At 57.0% G+C, this 16410-nt stretch carries 10 protein-coding genes; 8 read left to right on the top strand and 2 right to left on the bottom strand.

The annotated features are described in order from the left end of the window. Positions 1-83: 83 nt before the first annotated feature. From ALP40_RS17860 to ALP40_RS17850, 3 genes are all read left to right on the top strand, one after another. Positions 84-1097, top strand: a complete 1014-nt coding sequence (locus tag ALP40_RS17860; protein WP_122209532.1) for a cupin-like domain-containing protein — start codon at positions 84-86, stop codon at positions 1095-1097. Continuing rightward, positions 1094-2485 carry an MFS transporter gene (locus ALP40_RS17855; RefSeq protein WP_122209531.1) on the top strand — a complete coding sequence of 464 codons (1392 nt, stop codon included), beginning with the start codon at positions 1094-1096 and terminating at the stop codon, positions 2483-2485. The genes ALP40_RS17860 and ALP40_RS17855 overlap by 4 nt, the downstream gene beginning before the upstream one ends. A gap of 155 nt (positions 2486-2640) precedes the next feature. Beyond that, a complete protein-coding gene (locus ALP40_RS17850; protein ID WP_122209530.1) occupies positions 2641-7224 on the top strand; it encodes an AAA domain-containing protein in 4584 nt (1527 codons plus the stop codon). Between the two features lie 92 nt (positions 7225-7316). Here ALP40_RS17850 and ALP40_RS17845 read toward each other — a convergent pair whose 3' ends face one another. Next, positions 7317-8588: an OprD family porin gene (locus ALP40_RS17845; protein WP_259640727.1), complete on the bottom strand. Its 1272-nt coding sequence runs from the start codon at positions 8586-8588 to the stop codon at positions 7317-7319. Positions 8589-8827: 239 nt separating this feature from the next. On the opposite strand from ALP40_RS17845, the gene ALP40_RS17840 reads away from it, so the two are divergent. Next, complete coding sequence (locus tag ALP40_RS17840; protein ID WP_122209568.1) at positions 8828-9442, top strand: dTMP kinase; 615 nt, start codon at positions 8828-8830, stop codon at positions 9440-9442. A 134-nt stretch (positions 9443-9576) separates the two neighbouring features. Next, complete coding sequence (locus ALP40_RS17835) at positions 9577-10038, top strand: DUF3429 domain-containing protein (RefSeq protein WP_122209528.1); 462 nt, start codon at positions 9577-9579, stop codon at positions 10036-10038. A 1017-nt stretch (positions 10039-11055) separates the two neighbouring features. Here ALP40_RS17835 and ALP40_RS17830 read toward each other — a convergent pair. Then, on the bottom strand, positions 11056-12192 hold the full coding sequence (locus ALP40_RS17830; RefSeq protein ID WP_375139995.1) for an efflux RND transporter periplasmic adaptor subunit: 1137 nt from the start codon (positions 12190-12192) through the stop codon (positions 11056-11058). Between the two features lie 658 nt (positions 12193-12850). On the opposite strand from ALP40_RS17830, the gene ALP40_RS17825 reads away from it, so the two are divergent. The 3 genes from ALP40_RS17825 to ALP40_RS17815 all read left to right on the top strand — a co-directional run. Next, positions 12851-13642: a helix-turn-helix transcriptional regulator gene (locus tag ALP40_RS17825; RefSeq protein ID WP_183136060.1), complete on the top strand. Its 792-nt coding sequence runs from the start codon at positions 12851-12853 to the stop codon at positions 13640-13642. 48 nt (positions 13643-13690) lie between these two features. Then, entirely contained in the window at positions 13691-15163 is a 1473-nt protein-coding gene (adeC, locus tag ALP40_RS17820; protein ID WP_122209525.1) for an AdeC/AdeK/OprM family multidrug efflux complex outer membrane factor, read from the top strand. A 529-nt stretch (positions 15164-15692) separates the two neighbouring features. After that, on the top strand, positions 15693-16410 hold a 718-nt coding region (locus ALP40_RS17815; RefSeq protein ID WP_147478340.1), incomplete at its 3' end, for a LuxR family transcriptional regulator.

Below are 16410 nucleotides of genomic sequence, written 5' to 3'. Positions count from 1 at the left end.
GCAAGAGCCTTTCCACGCTTGGGGAAGGCGTTGGGAGTCTGTATATATCACCGCCTCTTGAGCGTATTTGTGAGGGACACGAGATGTCGTTGACCGCCGAAATGGACCATCCTGAAACGAAATTCTGGAGCCTGTCCCGGTTCCCCAATTACGCCCAGGCAAAGCCTGTGGAAGTGATTGATGCCTTGAGCATTTCCCGGGAGGATTTCGTTCGGCGCTACGTCAATTACAACCGTCCCTGCCTGATCAAGAACGCAGTACGGCACTGGCCTGCATTCGAAAAATGGAAGCAGTCGGGCTACATCAAGGCCCACTCGCGCAACAGTGATGTGGTGGTTCGTTCGAAAATCATTTCGGAAGTGGTGGGCTGGTCGAACCCGGAGGTGAGATCGGCGTTGATTCAGTATTCGGAACAGGTCCACAAGGACATCCCGTTCCACGAGTTTCTGGACAGTCTTGGGGTGGGCGATCATCCGCTGGTGGCGGACAGTTGCGGCTTCAAGGAGGGGGAGGCCCTTGAACAGATGCGCCATGACGTGGGCGGATTACCGTTCATGCCGGAGCTGTCCACGCCGTTGCACTACCCGCCGTACCGCAGCTTCATGTACCGCAACTCGTACACCGACTGGCACTTTCACAGCGCCGACGAAACCTTCATGTCTCAGGTGGTCGGCGCCAAGGAAGTGCTGTTGCTGCCACCGGATGAGGCCAGTTGGCAAGCGCTGCGGCCGGTCGTCGAGGAGGCTGGCTACCTGTATGACATCGATACCCAGCGCTTTCCGGGCACCCGGAATCTGCGGGCCGTGCGCGCAGTCGTGGAGCCGGGCGACGCGCTCTATATACCGGTCTACTGGTGGCATGCCGTGCAGTCGATGGACAACGCGATCGGAGCGACCGTCGCGGCCACGTTCAAGACTCCGTTGCACGTGATCGGTGACATGCGTTCGCCGATTGCCAGACGGTTGATGCGCAATTACGTGTTTTCCCGTCAGGCGCCACTGGTGGTCTGCGCGGTGCTCTATTCGATGGCCTACCGGTTGGGACGCGGGCTGGCTGGGGTCTTCAGGCCCAAAACTCGACAGGACGTCAACCCATGAGTGTCTGGAACCGTGTTCGCTCATTCAAAGGGTTCGATCTGGGGCGGCGTTTCTACTACCTCTGGTGCGGTGAATCCCTGGCAATCATCGGCACGGTTCTGACCGAGTTCGCGCTCGGCGTCTGGGTCTATACCACGACCGGCTCGGCGCTGGCCTTTGCCAACGTGGTGCTGTCGGCGACTTTGCCAGCAGTGGTGTTCCTGCCGCTGGCGGGAGGGCTTGCCGACCGGGTCAGCCACCGGCTGATCATTGTCTGTTGCGACGTGCTGCTGGCCCTGTTACTGGCCGGCGTTATCGGTTTACTGTGGTTCGAACGTCTTGAACCGATGCACTTGTACATCTTCAACTGCATGGCCTCGATCGTTTCGGCGTTCCGTACCCCGGCGTACCAGGCGTCCGTAAGTGCCCTTGTCCGCCCTGAAAAATACACCCAGGCTTCCGGTTTCATCAGCATCACCAAGAATGCATCGTCGCTGGTCGCACCGCTGTTGGCGGGGATGATCATGGCCAAGGCGGGACTGGTCAGCGTTCTGATGGTGGACCTGATTACCTTTTGCACCGGCACGGTGCTGGTGGTCAAGGCACTCTCCCATATGCCCTGGGTGCAGCGAGCGCCCGCCGCCGGAAAAAACGGGGAAGGGCAGGAGGCCGTTCTGCAGGGTGCGCTTAACAACGTGAAGGCGGGGCTCAGGTTCTTCGTGGCCAACCACGTGATGGCCTGTCTGCTGTTCTATGCGGTGCTGCGCAACGCCATGCTTTCGATGGTGACCTTGATGATGGCGCCGCTGTTATTGTCGACCTTGGGCAGTGACAGCCTGGGTATCGCTTACACGTGGGCGGCGCTGGGTGGGCTGTTGGGCGCCGGGCTGCTGGTCTTTGCCGGTAACCAGCGAAGACTGATGGTGATGGCGGCAGGCGCCGACCTGCTGCTGTCGGTATGCGTGATCGGCCTGGGCATGGCGTCGGAACTCGTCGCGTATTGCGCCATCGCCTTCTGCGCCATCATGGTTGCCAGCATTGCCGACGCCGGGGTCAATGCGCTGTGGATGAGCCGGATTCCGGCCGGTAACCGGGCCAGCGTGTTTGCCTTGATCAGCATGCTGACCATTGCCGGCTCCAGCCTGGCGATTGTTGGCGGCGGCGTGCTGGTGGATCATTGGTTTCAGCCCGCACTAAGCGTCGACGGCGCCTACGCCGGATCTATCGGTGTCTGGCTGGGCGTTGGCCAGGGTCGTGGCGTGGGGTTACTGTTCGTGATCACGGGCATGGGGGTTGCCATGCTTGCACTGGGGGCGTTGGTGTACGGGCCCATGCGTCGCCTTGAAGGCGCCCGTTCCGAGGAAACGCAGGACAAGGTTGACGAAACGGAACCGGTCAGGGCCTTGTAATTGCGCCTGGATTACCGCGCTCAAGACTCGGGAGCGGCGACTGTGATCTGATCGACCCCTGAAAAGCTGCGCAGGCAGTCAGGATGCGAACAATATGGCATCCTTGGCGAAATTTATTGGCCTGACTGCCACCGCAGCAAGATGGGGAGTGTGAAATGCAACGGACGCCTAGTGAGCTCCTCTGCAGACTGTTCGAGTACGCAGAGGAAAGCATCAAGGAGCTCGAGCCCTCCCGGTATCAGCTATCAAGTCCCAAGAACGAGGTCCTGACCCCCGCGTTTCTTACGGCGCTGCCTGGTCTGCATTTCGATCAGCAGTTCCTGGGCGACAGCATCTGGCTTCAGATAGACCGGTTGGAAGAATCAAGAAGCCCGGCGCTTGCAGAGGGGCTGGGCAAATCACTGATCAAAACCAGCGAAAACCCATTCAAAGCCCCGGTAATCGCCGAGGTTTCGCTGCTGCAGCGTATCAAGGAAGAGCAGGGCAACGAGCCCGACGCAGATCCGGCCGCTATAGACAGCAGGGTGCGAGAGCAGGCCAAGGCGGCACTCGCGGAGTATCTCGTTAGCTGGCAACAGTGGGCCGAGGTGGAAACGCCACGTCGCAAGACCATTGACCTGTACGGCAACATTTTTGCGCTCATGCGTGAGATGGAGACAGGTAAGGCCGCCCGTGAGCTGGTCTGGGGCATGGGGGTCAGCACTTGGTCAGTGATGATCGATAACACCCCGCAGGTGTTTCATTATCCGCTGCTGACCCAAGCCACCGAGATCAGCCTCAACGAGACGACGATGGCGCTGGAAATTCGCCCTCGCGCCACGAATCCTATGGTGGAGTTCGACGCACTGATCAATGCAGGCGTGCCCGGCGCCAGCGAATGTGAGAAATCCGTACGGGAGCATCTGGCCAGAAGCACCGAGATGTCGCTGAACCCTTTCATACCGGCGACCTTCACCGATGTGCTGACGCTAACCGCTAGCAGCCTGGACAGCCGTGGCCGATACATTCAGTGGATGGCGACCGATCAGCCGACACCGGAGGCGGGCGACGCGCTGCAGGTCAGCTCGTCCTGGGTGGTATTCGCCCGGCCCAAGCCCAGCAACTGGCTGATCAACGACCTGCGTAACATCCGCCGGAAGCTCGTCGAGTGCGAAGAAGTGCCCGAAGGCCCTCTGGCGCTGGTGACGCCCCCGTCGCCATTCGCAGTCAACTACGACAGCGTCAATTTCCGCGGACTCTCCAGCCGAAGCATGGACGGGTCCGTCGCCGAATCCAAAGAACTCTATTTTCCGCTGCCCTACAACGATGAACAGGTCACCATCGTGCAACGCCTGGAGCACGCGGCTGGCGTGGCCGTTCAAGGCCCCCCGGGAACAGGCAAAACCCACACGATTGCCAATATCATTTGCCACTACTTGGCGACGGGCAAACGCATTCTGGTCACCTCGCGTGGCGAGCAGGCACTGAAAGTCCTGCAAGCCAAGATCCCCGAGGAAGTTCGCCCGCTGACGGTCGCGCTGCTCACCAATGATCGCGAGGGCATCCGGCAGTTCCAAGGTTCGATCGAAGCGATCCAGCATCAGGTTTCACAGATCAACCCTTCGTTGGCCCGTAGCGAAATCGAGCGCCTGCATCAGTCCATCGACCTCGCCCACGCCGACCTGGTGCGTCTGGATCGCAGGGTCAATGAGATCGCGTTGGAGCAGCTGTCCCAGATCAATATCGACGGCGTCCTGTACCGCGCTGAGCAGCTTGCCGAGCTGATCATGAAAGGCGGTGACCAGTATCAATGGTTCGACGACGAACTGTCGTTGGGCGAAGAACACGCCTTGCCGTTCGATGATGAGACGGGCAAAGCCTTGCGCCAGGCTCGTCGTCAGTTGGGAGCCGATCTGGTCTACGTCAACGCCAATGTGATCGACCCGGCGCAGCTGCCGACGCCTGAAGACATCGGAAAGCTTCATGCCGCCCTGTGTCAGCTCAAGCACCTGGATCAGGCGTTCGATCAAGGCGGGATCCTCGCGCTGAAATCCGAAGACGATGCGGTGGTCGCTTCCGCGAGACTGCTGGATACCCGGCTTGAAGCATGCCTGGGCCTGTTGACCGGACTGCGTAACGGCGCAGAAAACGAACCCGACTGGTCTATAAGGCTGCGTGACAAGGTGGCCGGACAGCGTTTCAACAGCGAGATATCCGTCTTGCAAACCAGGCTCACGGAAGCGCAGGATCTGGCGCAGCGCCGCAAGGATCTGCTCGAAAATCACGTGCATTTCCCGGACGAAGGCCTCGATTGCGAAAAAACGCTGGAGGCCGTCGAGCGGGCCGCCGAAACCGGCAAACCCTTCGGCATGATGAGCTTTGGCGTCTCTCAAGCCAAAGCCCATCTGGAGCAGGTGCAGGTCAACGGGTCAGCGCCCAAGTCCGTTGAGCAATGGCGGGCGGTGCTGCGCTATCTTCAGTTGCACGCCGATGTGAAAGCCTTTGCCGCCAGATGGAATCCGTTGGCCGAATTGCTGGAGTTACCCCCTCAGCCGGGTGGCATTGCCCATCTCAGGCAACTGGAATCGACCACCTTCACTGTCCAGACAGCACTGGAACTCTGTACCCAGGTAGAGGAACAGGTGATTCCACTTTGCCTGGCAGTATTCGACGATGCGCCTGCCGGCTTGAACCCGGTGGACGTGGCCACACTCAAGACGCTCCGTGATCAGTTGCGTCATCACCTGGCACGTCTGGACCTTAATACGGCCCTGACATCGCTCGCGACCCTGCGCACTCGGATCGCTCGTCACAGCGGGCCGGTGATTGAAAGGCTGTCTGCATTCACCCAGACGCAACTGGGCAACCTTGAAGCCGGCCATCAGCATGTCGTCACGGCTTACGCTGATCTGATCGCCGAACTGCAGCGTATCCAAGGGCTTGAAACGCTGCTCTGCCAAGTCCGTGACGGCGCTCAGCGCCTCAGGCAAGCCGGAGGCGAGAAGATTGCGGAAAGAGTGCTCAGCATTCCGGTCGTCAATGGTGCTGAAGACACGGCACTGCCGACGTCCTGGAAAGAGGCGTGGCAACACACGCGCATCCGCTCCCATCTGGAAAGCATTGAGGCCCGGCACGAACTCGTTGAGTTGAACGCCAAACGCACAGACCTGGAGTCCGGTTTGGCGCGTATGTACCGCGAGGTCGTCAGTCGGGCGGCATGGCTGTCCACCAAGGCCAGTGCCAGCCCGATGGTGCTGCAAGCCTTGGCGGGCTACTCGACCGCCGTGCGGAAAATAGGGCAAGGCACAGGCCCCAACGCAGAACGCTACCGCCGGGACGCGCAACAGTGCATGCAGGATGCCGCCAGTGCGGTGCCGTGCTGGATCATGAGCCATGCGAGGATTTCCGAATCGATGCCGGCGGACATTGGCGCCTTCGATCTGGTGATCGTTGACGAGGCCAGCCAGTCCGATCTGTGGGCGCTGCCGGCCATCGTTCGCGCCAAGAAAGTGCTGGTGGTCGGTGACGACAAGCAGGTGTCGCCAGACGGAGGCTTCAAGTCCGGCAAACGGATCGGTGAACTTCGGGAGCGTTTCCTGAGTGACCAGCCGTATGGCGCGGACATGACACCTGACAAGTCGCTGTACGATCTCGCCGCACGGGTCTTTGCTGGCCAGATGGTCATGCTGCGCGAACACTTCCGGTGTGTTCCGCCGATCATCACGTACTCCAATCGCTTCTACAACGGCGCGATCCAGCCGCTCAGAATCCCGCGCCCCTCCGAACGACTGGACCCGCCTTTGGTAGACATTTACGTCAAGCACGGCGTTAAAGACAAGAAGGGCTGCAACACCCTTGAAGCCGAAGCCATCGCTCAGGAAATTCAAGCCCTGATCAACGATGACGCCTATGCCGGACGCAGCATCGGTGTCGTCACGCTGCTGGGTGGCATGGAGCAAGCCAAACATATCGATGCGCGGGTGCGTGAACGATGCTCGGCGACCGAGCTGCACGCGCGGGAGTTTGCCTGCGGCGACGCCAGCACGTTCCAGGGAAGCGAGCGCGACATCATCTTCATCTCGCTGGTGGCTGACGTCGAAAATCATCACCCGTTGTCCGGGGTCGGGGCGGAACAGCGCTTCAACGTTGCCGCCAGCCGGGCGCGAGACAGAATGTATCTGGTTCGCTCGGTCACCCTGGAAGACCTGTCTGAAAAAGATCTTCGGCGCTCGCTTCTGGAGTATTTCAGCAAGCCGCAGGTTGAAGAGCAGGTTGATCAGGACGATCTGGTCAACCTCTGTGAGTCCGGCTTCGAGCAGCAGGTCTTCACCCGACTGGTCGAGCGCGGCTATCGCGTGACACCACAGGTGAAAAGCGGGGCATTCCGCCTGGACATGGTGGTGGAGGGGGCGAACGACAATCGTCTGGCCATCGAGTGTGACGGCGACGCCTTCCACGGCCCGGATCGCTGGGAAGCCGACATGAACCGCCAGCGCATTCTGGAACGTGCCGGCTGGACGTTCTGGCGTTGCTTTGCGTCATCCTGGAGCCTTCATAAGGACGAAATCTTCGAAGAGCTGCTAAAGCGCCTGGCGCAACTGGGTATCGAACCCACCGGCGCACTTGACCGGCTGCCAGCCCTGGTGGAGTTCAGGGAGTGGACCGGCGAAGCCGTTGTGCCTGTGCAGGTGGAGGAGGCCACGGAGGACGAGGCACTGGAAGACCGGGTGGGAGATGCCGAAGAAGCGTCATTGCTCTGACTTGAGCCATAGGCCTCAGGTGTGATCAGTGAAGCGGGTGGTCGGGCTCTTTCCAGGCTCCGAGTGAGTGAGCCAGCCATCCGTATCGGCATTCAGAACGCCAGCGGGTACTGGATCACGACGTAAATCCTGTCGATATCATCGTCCGCCTGAGCGCTGTTGGCCCGGTGCGTTACCTGCGACAACTGCACCGATAGTTCCTTGGCCGCGCCGGACTGGACAATGTAGTGCAGGTCAATATCGCGCTCCCAGTGACGACCGCCAGCACCTTGTTGAGGCTGATACTGGCCGCTGTCCGCGTCGAACGTGTTGTATGCGCCACCCTTGGGGGCGTGGGAGCCGTCGATCTGGCTGCCGGACACATAGCGGGTCATGAAGCTCAATCCGGGCACGCCAAACGCACCGAAGTCCAGGTCGTAACGCGCTTGCCACGAGCGCTCACGGGCTCCGTTGAAGTCTGCATACTTGATTGAGTTAGCCAGATAAATCGAGTCGCCGCCGACAAAGTCAAACGGCGTGTCACCGTTGATTCGCTGCCAGCCGAACATGACCGCATGAGCGCCCAACGTATATTTGCCTGACAGACTGAACACTGTGTTATCAATGTCGCCCGCGAGCGCTTGCCCGGTATCGCGGGTGTGGTAGACGTTGGCATCGAGCAGCACACCGGACTGCTTGAAGTGCAGATTGGCGTAATATTGATGCCAGGCTTCACTGAGGTCAGAGGCATACAGCGCAGCACCCACTGGGCTGTCGCTGAACAGATCGGCCCCTATAACACTGATCCCACCTGCGTCAGTAGTTGCGCCATAGCCTTGAAAATCGTCCTTGCCGGATGAACTGTCCTGATTCTTGAACGCGGTGAAACGACCGGCGACCAGATTCACGTTGTCGATTTCCCGGCTATTGAGCAGGAACCCGGTGGCGTATTCAGGTTGCAGGCGCTTGTCTGAGGTAGCGAACACTGGCGTCTCAACTCTCATCTCGCCCACGGCCAGTGTCGTCCGAGAGGCTTTCAGCTTGAGCGCGCCGCCGGCACTGGAATAGTCGCGTTCGCTGCGACCGTCACCGTCACCGTCACCGTCTACCGGTAGCAAACCGGTACCGGAATGCCCTCTGCCGCCATCCAGTTTCAAACCGTAGAACGCATGGGCATCAAGGCCGACGCCGACAGCGCCGTTTGTGAAACCGGACGTGAAAGTACCTATGAAGCCTTGGGCCCATTCCTGCTTGTAGCTTTTTGCGGTAGGAGAGGGTGATCGGTAATCGTTGCTGAGGTAGTAGTTGCGGGTGAGGAGGGCGGATTTGGCATCGTCCAGCAAGCCGGCGGCGGAGGTTGAGGCGACCACAGCATAAAAGGGCATGGCCAGTGCAAATCGAGGAAATGCAAAAAACTTCATTAGTCGGAAACCGGGGGTAACGGGCGTATGAAGAGGGTCTGCGAAGTCGGCGCTGAGGGATTGAGTGGATGTGCCGACTTTTTATGAGATCACGACCGCGATACATTCGTGATTCATGACTCGGTATTTTGAAACCCGTTGGCTATGAACCGGGTTAGAGTGATCATCTTTGCCCGTTCATGTGGGCTTTTTGGCGATTACTGATGTTCGTTTCTCTGGATGGGCCCAAAGGCGTCGGCAAAACCACACTGCTGGAGGCCGTCACCACAGTACTGCGGGCGGACAACCATAAGGTAATCCGGCTCTGCGAGAAAAAAAGCGATCCCCGTCGGGCTGAGATAATGGCGCTCGTTGATGCGTTCACCAAAGATCCTACACGACCGCTGGAGCTGAAGATTTGTGAGCACCTGGCGGATAGCCGTGACTGGATTTCCCGGCACGTGCTGACTCAACAGCCGCCGGAAAGCATTATCCTGATTGATCGCTGGTACCCATCGGATGCCGCGTTCCGCCGGATAATCCCGTTTGCAGAGATTCTGCAATTGAACATGGATCGAAACGTGCGCATACCCGACCTGCATATCGGCGTCGTAACCGACCCGGATATCTCATGGGCCAGGGCAGCAAAACGACGGCGTGGGCTGGGCAGTACGGTAATCCATACGCTGGAAGAGCATGCCGCTTGCACAAAGTCATTTGAGCGAGCGGTCTCAGAAAACGGCTGGGGGTTGTGCCGTAATGAGGGAACGATCGAAGACGCTACGAGCCAAGTGGTGTCGAGGATTTATAAAGCCCTTGAGGCCGCGCAGGGGAAATGAACTGAAGGTGGCTTGATTGTCCAATTTCACATACCTACAGACGCTCTGTACCCTTTGGGAGAAGCTCAACCGGCTCGCCCAATCGGCGCTGTTGAGCTTAACGTTTTGAGTGTCGCTCACTGCAAGGAATTCAAATGAACGCGTTACCTTCAACCTCTCAGTCAAAACACGTCAAATGGTTGGGTTATGGCGGTCTGTTGCCGTTTATTTTTCTGACGCTGCTCATCCCGTTCTCTATGGACTATCGGCCGTTGATTGCGATTGCGCTAGTCAACTATGGTGCCGTCATTCTGAGCTTTGTCGGCGCTTTGCACTGGGGCTTCGCCATGACCGTGCAAGACATGAGCGCGGAGCAGCGCAGCCAACGATTCATCTGGAGCGTCATGCCTGCGCTTATTGCCTGGATTGCCACGTTATTGCCAATACCGGTGGGTTGCGTATTGTTGGTCGTCGGCTTGGTTGCCCAACTCCGGCAGGACAGGCAGCTTTCGCGGGTTATAAGCATGCCTGCGTGGTACTTGCCGATGCGATTACAGCTTACCGGCGTGGCGAGTGTCTGCTTGCTGTTTGCCGCGGTGGTTGAAACGCTTCATTGATGAAGCTTGTGTTTATGGGTGGTTGCTTATGCCTCTTGAGTACTGGCGGTCGTGAGCTCACCAAGCGTCAATGCATGGACGATGCACTGGCCGCCACCAAAAGCTCTCGCGAGAAGAAATGGCCGCCGACTAATAATCAACGTCAGCAGCGAAGAGGAACCGGTCGAAGATGGCGCGGCAGGGTCAAGTAACAGATAGACACAATTTAACATAATATACATTATGCGACATAAGCTGTTGCATTATCAGGAGCGTAGCGGGACAAATTTCGCGTCATTACCTGAACCTGAATCCCGCCCCCTCAACCTGCGATCAACCAAGGCTCATCGATTCACATAAACGTACCGCAATACCTTTCCGGCTGAGTGACGGTTCGTCATTTGGCCCGGGAGCTTTCTTGGTTCATAAATCTGCGCCCACCATCCACGGTTTCAACCAGCACGCTAAAGAATGCCTGATCCTCAGTAGTCGGTTGAACCGGCAATGGCCTGAAGCGCAGATCATTTGAGTCCAACGGGCTGATTGGTAGCGACGGCAACTCAGCTAAACCATAAGTATGGTTTGCCTGGATCGTCTATGCGCTGACAGTCATCACGTCAATGCGAAGAAAAACTGCACAACGTCACCCGGGGATATCCAGAAAAGAAATGCTACCGGGCAGATCCTTCAGCGATCACTGATCTCCGTCCCGTCAGACATTTATAGGCTGGAAGATCGCATACGATGACGGGCACCCGGACCGTACAAAATACTTATTTATTACGGGTGTCTAATGTGTCAATGGCGCCTATGGAAACCGAACCGACAGCTGCACGACCAGGATTTTAAGGTGAAGGCTTGACGCGGATAAGCCCAAGTGAAAACATCCATGCTATTGCGTGAAATGCCAATGACTGCGCTGTTATAAACAGCATCTTTCCCCTCACCCGCGTTGGTTACAAAGCACGTGCATTGATAACACGACTAAACGTGTATTTAGTTGAGTTAATAGAATGACTGTGGATCACAGCCTACCGGCTATGTACCTGAAGATTCGCTTTTCAACGTCTCTCCAATCACTACCTTCTCACCTGCCTTCAATCCAGACATGACCTGCACACGCACATTATTATTGATGCCCGTGCGGATGTTTTCGGTCTTGATGTGCGCACGCTCATCAACGACACGAACCGGGAACGTACCTTCCGGGTTACGTTTGCCCAGCGCGGCAACTGGAATCGTCAGGACGTCTTTCGCCACTTCAAGAACGATTCGCACCTGGGCAGACATGTTTATTCTCAATCGGCCATCCGGATTGGGAACGTTGAAGGAGGCGTTGTAGAATACCGCGTCGTTCGAGCGCCCTGCTCCACTGGCTTGGCTGGCGAAACGGTCGGGGCCTGGCTCGATGGCGCTCAGGGTTGCGTCGTATCGCTTATCACGATCGCCCAGTATGGTGAAGTAGATCGGAAGCCCTGGGTGAATGTTCACCACGTCGGCCTCAGCGACACGAGCCTTTATCGTCATGGTGTCAAGCTGGGCCATTTTCAGAATAACGGGCGGTGCCTGTTCCGCAATGACGGTCTGGCCCTCCTGCGTGACAATCGCTAAAACCTTGCCATCCATAGGCGCAAGAATGCGCGTATACCCCAGCTCGATCCTGGCTGTCTCTATCTTGATCTGTGCGGCTCTTACTTGGGCCTCAAGTGACGTCAGGCTGGCCTGCAGTTCCCTATAGTCAGCTTTTGCCTTGTCGTAGTCATCTTGGGAAACTGCAGCTTGCGGTCCCAATTCCTCGTAACGTTTGTAGGTCTGTGCTGCGAGTTTCAGTTGCTCGGCTGTCGCATCTTTCTGAGCGATGAGTTGCTCATGGCTGACAATCGCCTGACGTAACGCATTGCGCGCAGGTAAAGGATCTATTTCGGCAAGCAGTTGGTCTTTGCGAACGTTATCGCCGGGTGCGACGTTGAGTGTTTTTAGCTGCCCGGAAACTTGCGCCCCCACGTCGACCTGTTGTTTTCCCTGGAGTACGCCGTCTGCCAATACCGCGTGCTCAATGTCCGTGACTTCAACGGCAGCAGTCAAGTACACAGGGGCAGCGTCTTCGCTGACAGCTTTATAGAAGGCGTAGCCTGCCAGCGTGATGGTCAGGTCTATGAAGATCAGTCGCAAAATGAGCTTGCGGTAATTGAGCGTGCGAAAGAAACGCCAGATTCTCACGCCCTGCCCCCATTTGCCGTTGGCTGGGATCCAGCACGTGCCCATTCCAGCAACCCAGGGTAAAAGACGTACATGAACAGGTTTCCTTATCGATGCCGCTTGCGCGCGAAATCCGAAGTCATACGGCTGACTCAAGAGACATGGAATGGAAGCATTCAGCCCCGTACAGGTCTGTCCCGGCAATCGGGGACACGACACTTTGAGCGCTCATGCTAAAGACGGTCAGCGCTGAGCAATGACGACTTGATAGCGGTCGGTGAGTTCTGATGTGTGAGCGTCCGAACAGGACCTCATATCCCGTCACTACTGACCAATAACCGGTCCGGAATTCGTTCGTGCCCTTTGGGAATTTGACTTTCGACTACGTCAGTTCTTCTCTATCGATCGCGGGCCTTCGGGGTTCAAGCACAGGCATGACAGATTGTCCCCGGTTTCCCTTACAGACGTCTTCCGAAGCGGCTGTGTATATTCGTCTCTAAATTAGAGCTATTGTCCTACAAGATACAGACGCCATGAGGCGAGATGTCAATGGACTTCCGATGCGGATGCGATCCTGGATTCCATCGGAAACAGCTGCCATGGGGGCGCACGTGTGATGAATGCAAATCTACGTATGACGGGGAAACAACCTGCTTATTTTCTTGAACTGGGACGTTTGATATCAAGTGTCGGCGATGTGCAGTTCGTTTCCAATATGTACCAGCTCATCACAGCGTCAGTACCCATTGACCTGCTGGACCTGAGCGAGTGGACGATTGACGAAAACGAAGCCAGCATCATCAGCATTCAGCCGTTGGGACGCGAAGGCGCGGAACAGAAACAAGCTCTTTCGACGCCCTCTCAGGACAGCCAGATGCTGCTCACGCGCATGGTCAACGTCGATGACTCGCTGCTGATCCACCTCAGGTACCCGTTCAGCGATGTACCTGGTGATGCGACAGGTTCCTCGGTGGCGTATCAGTGCAATCTGGTGTCGCGCAAATCGAATCGGCGCTGCGTGATCTCCCTGCACCGTCAACAACCCTTGCGCGATTTCTCTCTACACGAGCTGTCTTTCCTTAAAAATTTCTCTGAAACGCTGTTGCCCTTGCTCGAGCGTCACGCGCAAGCCACCCGCAATCTATGCAACGTGCCCGCCGAAGGTGATGCAATGGCACTGGGCGGACAACAGTTGCAACGCGATTTCAACGAAAAGCTGACGCACTCGGATGTCAGGCTTTCATTGCGAGAAAAGGAAATCTGTCTTGGCCTGCTTGCCGGTGCGACCGTTCCGGAAATGGCCGAGAAACTACACGTCAAGAACAGCTCCATCGAAACGTATCTGAAGCGGGCCGCGGCCAAGCTGGGTGTCAAAGGTCGTCATGGCCTGGTCAAGTGGATGATTGGCGTCTCTCAGACTGCTTAGCCCCCCAACTGCTGCGGGCTGATGTTTTCCTCAAAAAAGGCTGTCCCTATGAAGTGCTTTTTGCTCGGCGCCGCAGCAGGCTTGCTGCTGGGTGGTTGTTCCCTCATTCCTGATTACCAGCGCCCACCCTCCTCTGTCGCCTCGAACTACCCGCTCGGTCCGGCTTATGGGCCTATGTCCGCTCCCGGGGCCGATGGGATCGCAGCAGCAGACCAGGGGTGGCGAAATTTCTTTCGCGATCCGGCACTGGAACACGTGATAGCGCTCTCTTTGTCGAACAACCGCGACCTGCGCGTGGCAGTGCTCAACATCCAGGCTTATCAGGCGCAGTATCGTATACAGCGAAGCGATCTGTTTCCGGCCATTTCCGCGACGGGGTCTGGAAGCCGACAGAGCCTGCCGGCAAATATGTCGTCACTCGGCGAACGCACCATCAGCAGTTCGTACTCTGCAACACTGGGTATCAGCGCATACGAGCTGGACCTGTTCGGTCGCAATCGCAGCCTGACTCAGCAGAACCTGGAGACTTACCTCTCCAGCGAGCAGGCCCTTAGAAGCACGCACTTAAGCCTGGTTGCGAACGTGGCCATCGCCTACCTGAACTGGCGTGCCGATCAGGAACAACTGAAGCTGACGCGCGATACCTTGCAGACCTACGAACAGAGCCTCGACCTGACACTACGGCAAAACACGGCCGGAACCGCTTCCGCCCTGGCGGTGAGCCAGTCTCGTACGTCAGTGGAGGATGCACGTGCGCGATCGGCAAATTATGAAAGGCTGGTTGCGCAAGACCTGAATGCCTTGACGATGCTGGTCGGCGCCAATGTGGCAGACGCCCTCCCCGGTCAACCCCTGAATAATGAAGTGCTGGAAGCGGTGCCCGCAGGTCTGCCGTCGGACTTGCTGCAGCGCCGTCCTGATATTCTGGAAGCCGAATACCTGCTCAAGGCTGCCAATGCCAATATTGGCGCTGCGCGCGCCGCCTTCTTTCCCAGCATCAGCCTGACCGCCAGCGCTGGTACATCGAGCACCGAGTTGTCGGGCCTGTTCAAGGCAGGCTCGGGAGCGTGGCTATTTCAGCCACAGATCAATCTGCCGATCTTCAACGCTGGCAACCTTCGCGCAAGCCTGGATTATTCGAAAATCCAGAAAGACATTCGGGTGGCGCAGTATGAAAAAAGCATTCAGACCGCCTTCCAGGAAGTGGCTAACGGCTTGGCTGCCCGGCAGACCTATACCCAACAGCTCGCTGCGCAACGCGATTCATTGAAGGCCAACGAAGATTACTATCGCCTCGCTGAAGCGCGCTACCGAAGCGGCCTGGACAGCAGCCTTACTCTGCTGGACGCACAGCGCTCACTGTACAGCGCACAAAGCACCCTGATCTCGGATCGTTTGGCGCAGTTGACTGCCGAGGTCAATCTGTACAAAGCATTGGGCGGCGGCTGGACAGAAACGACCTCTGCAACGACCGCTTCTTTTGAACCCCACCGCAGTGAGCTTCGAAAGCCATTGTTATGAAGGTCGTCATGTAAAGTTAATCATTGAGTCACCTGTTTTTAATATGACGCGTGACATTTAATATGGACGTTTGAATGAGACTTTCCTGTCTTCCCATTGGTACTTTTGTGTACTAAGGGTCATTAAACAGTCTGACTAATTGATGACTGATAGCCTATAGATGGGATTGATATATCGCTTATAACCAAAAACTATAAGCAATACCGTTTTAGGGTTGTATGACGCACTGAAACGATATAGCCTGTTGCTGTCTTGCCTAGGAATGGGATCCAAATCCGCATGGCAATACAACGTTCATGGATCCAGGCCCTCTTTCCGCGTCGAGCGGACCGTTTTCGGGGACCCTTTTAATTGACCGATCATTTGAAAAGTAGAGAGCGGGTATTGAATTATTTTGATGTTCCAGCGCTCTAGCGCCTTTGCACAGGTTCGGCACTCCCAAACACCGGACCATCAACAGGCGGTACTCTAAATGGACAATCGACGCACCAAAACGTGTCGCTAATGGATATCATCGGGTTATCTCTTTATGCATAAGCCACTGCAGCACGGCTCGCAGATGTTGGATTTGCTTATTGAAGCCGAGCAACGCATTCCCGGCACCGGCGAAGCCGATTATATTGACACGGTGGGCCAACTGTTCGGTAAGTTGCACGTCGACTACTTTGCGTACTTGCACCTTGACCTGACGCCACTGGGCAGCTCGCGGGTTTCCATCTTCAGCAACTACCCTGCCGAGTGGCTGGCGACGTACCGTGAAAAATCGCTTTATAAAAAAGATCCGATCATCATCCACACCGCCAACACCTCCGCGCCCTTCTTTTGGAGTGACGTCCTGCGACCACGGCATTCAGGCCTTGAAGTCATCGGGCAGGCGGCGCGTTACGGGATAAAGCACGGCTTCACTGTTCCACTGCACGAGCCGGGTCGCACCTTCGGCTCCATGCACCTGGCTGCGAAGGCTGATAACAACGAGTTCATTCAGAGCGTTGAGGCCAATAGGCTGGTGATCAAAGGTATCAGTGAGCTTGCGCACCACAACCGGCCCACGCCTTCTGCCCAATCAGACGCCCTGCGATTGACGCCTCGTGAAAACGAGTTCCTCAGATGGTTGAGCATGGGCAAGACCTACCGTGAAATCGGTCTGATCATGAATATCACCGAACGCACCGTGAAGTTCTATGCGCGTCAAATGACTGAAAAACTCGAATGCGTCAACGTCAAGCAAGCCATGATGCTGTCTCTTA

Source organism: Pseudomonas viridiflava, assembly GCF_003702045.1.
GTDB classification, from domain to species: Bacteria; Pseudomonadota; Gammaproteobacteria; order Pseudomonadales; family Pseudomonadaceae; genus Aquipseudomonas; species Aquipseudomonas viridiflava_C.
Note: the sequence above shows the minus strand (reverse complement) of the source record. Positions and strands in the feature narration are given on the sequence as shown.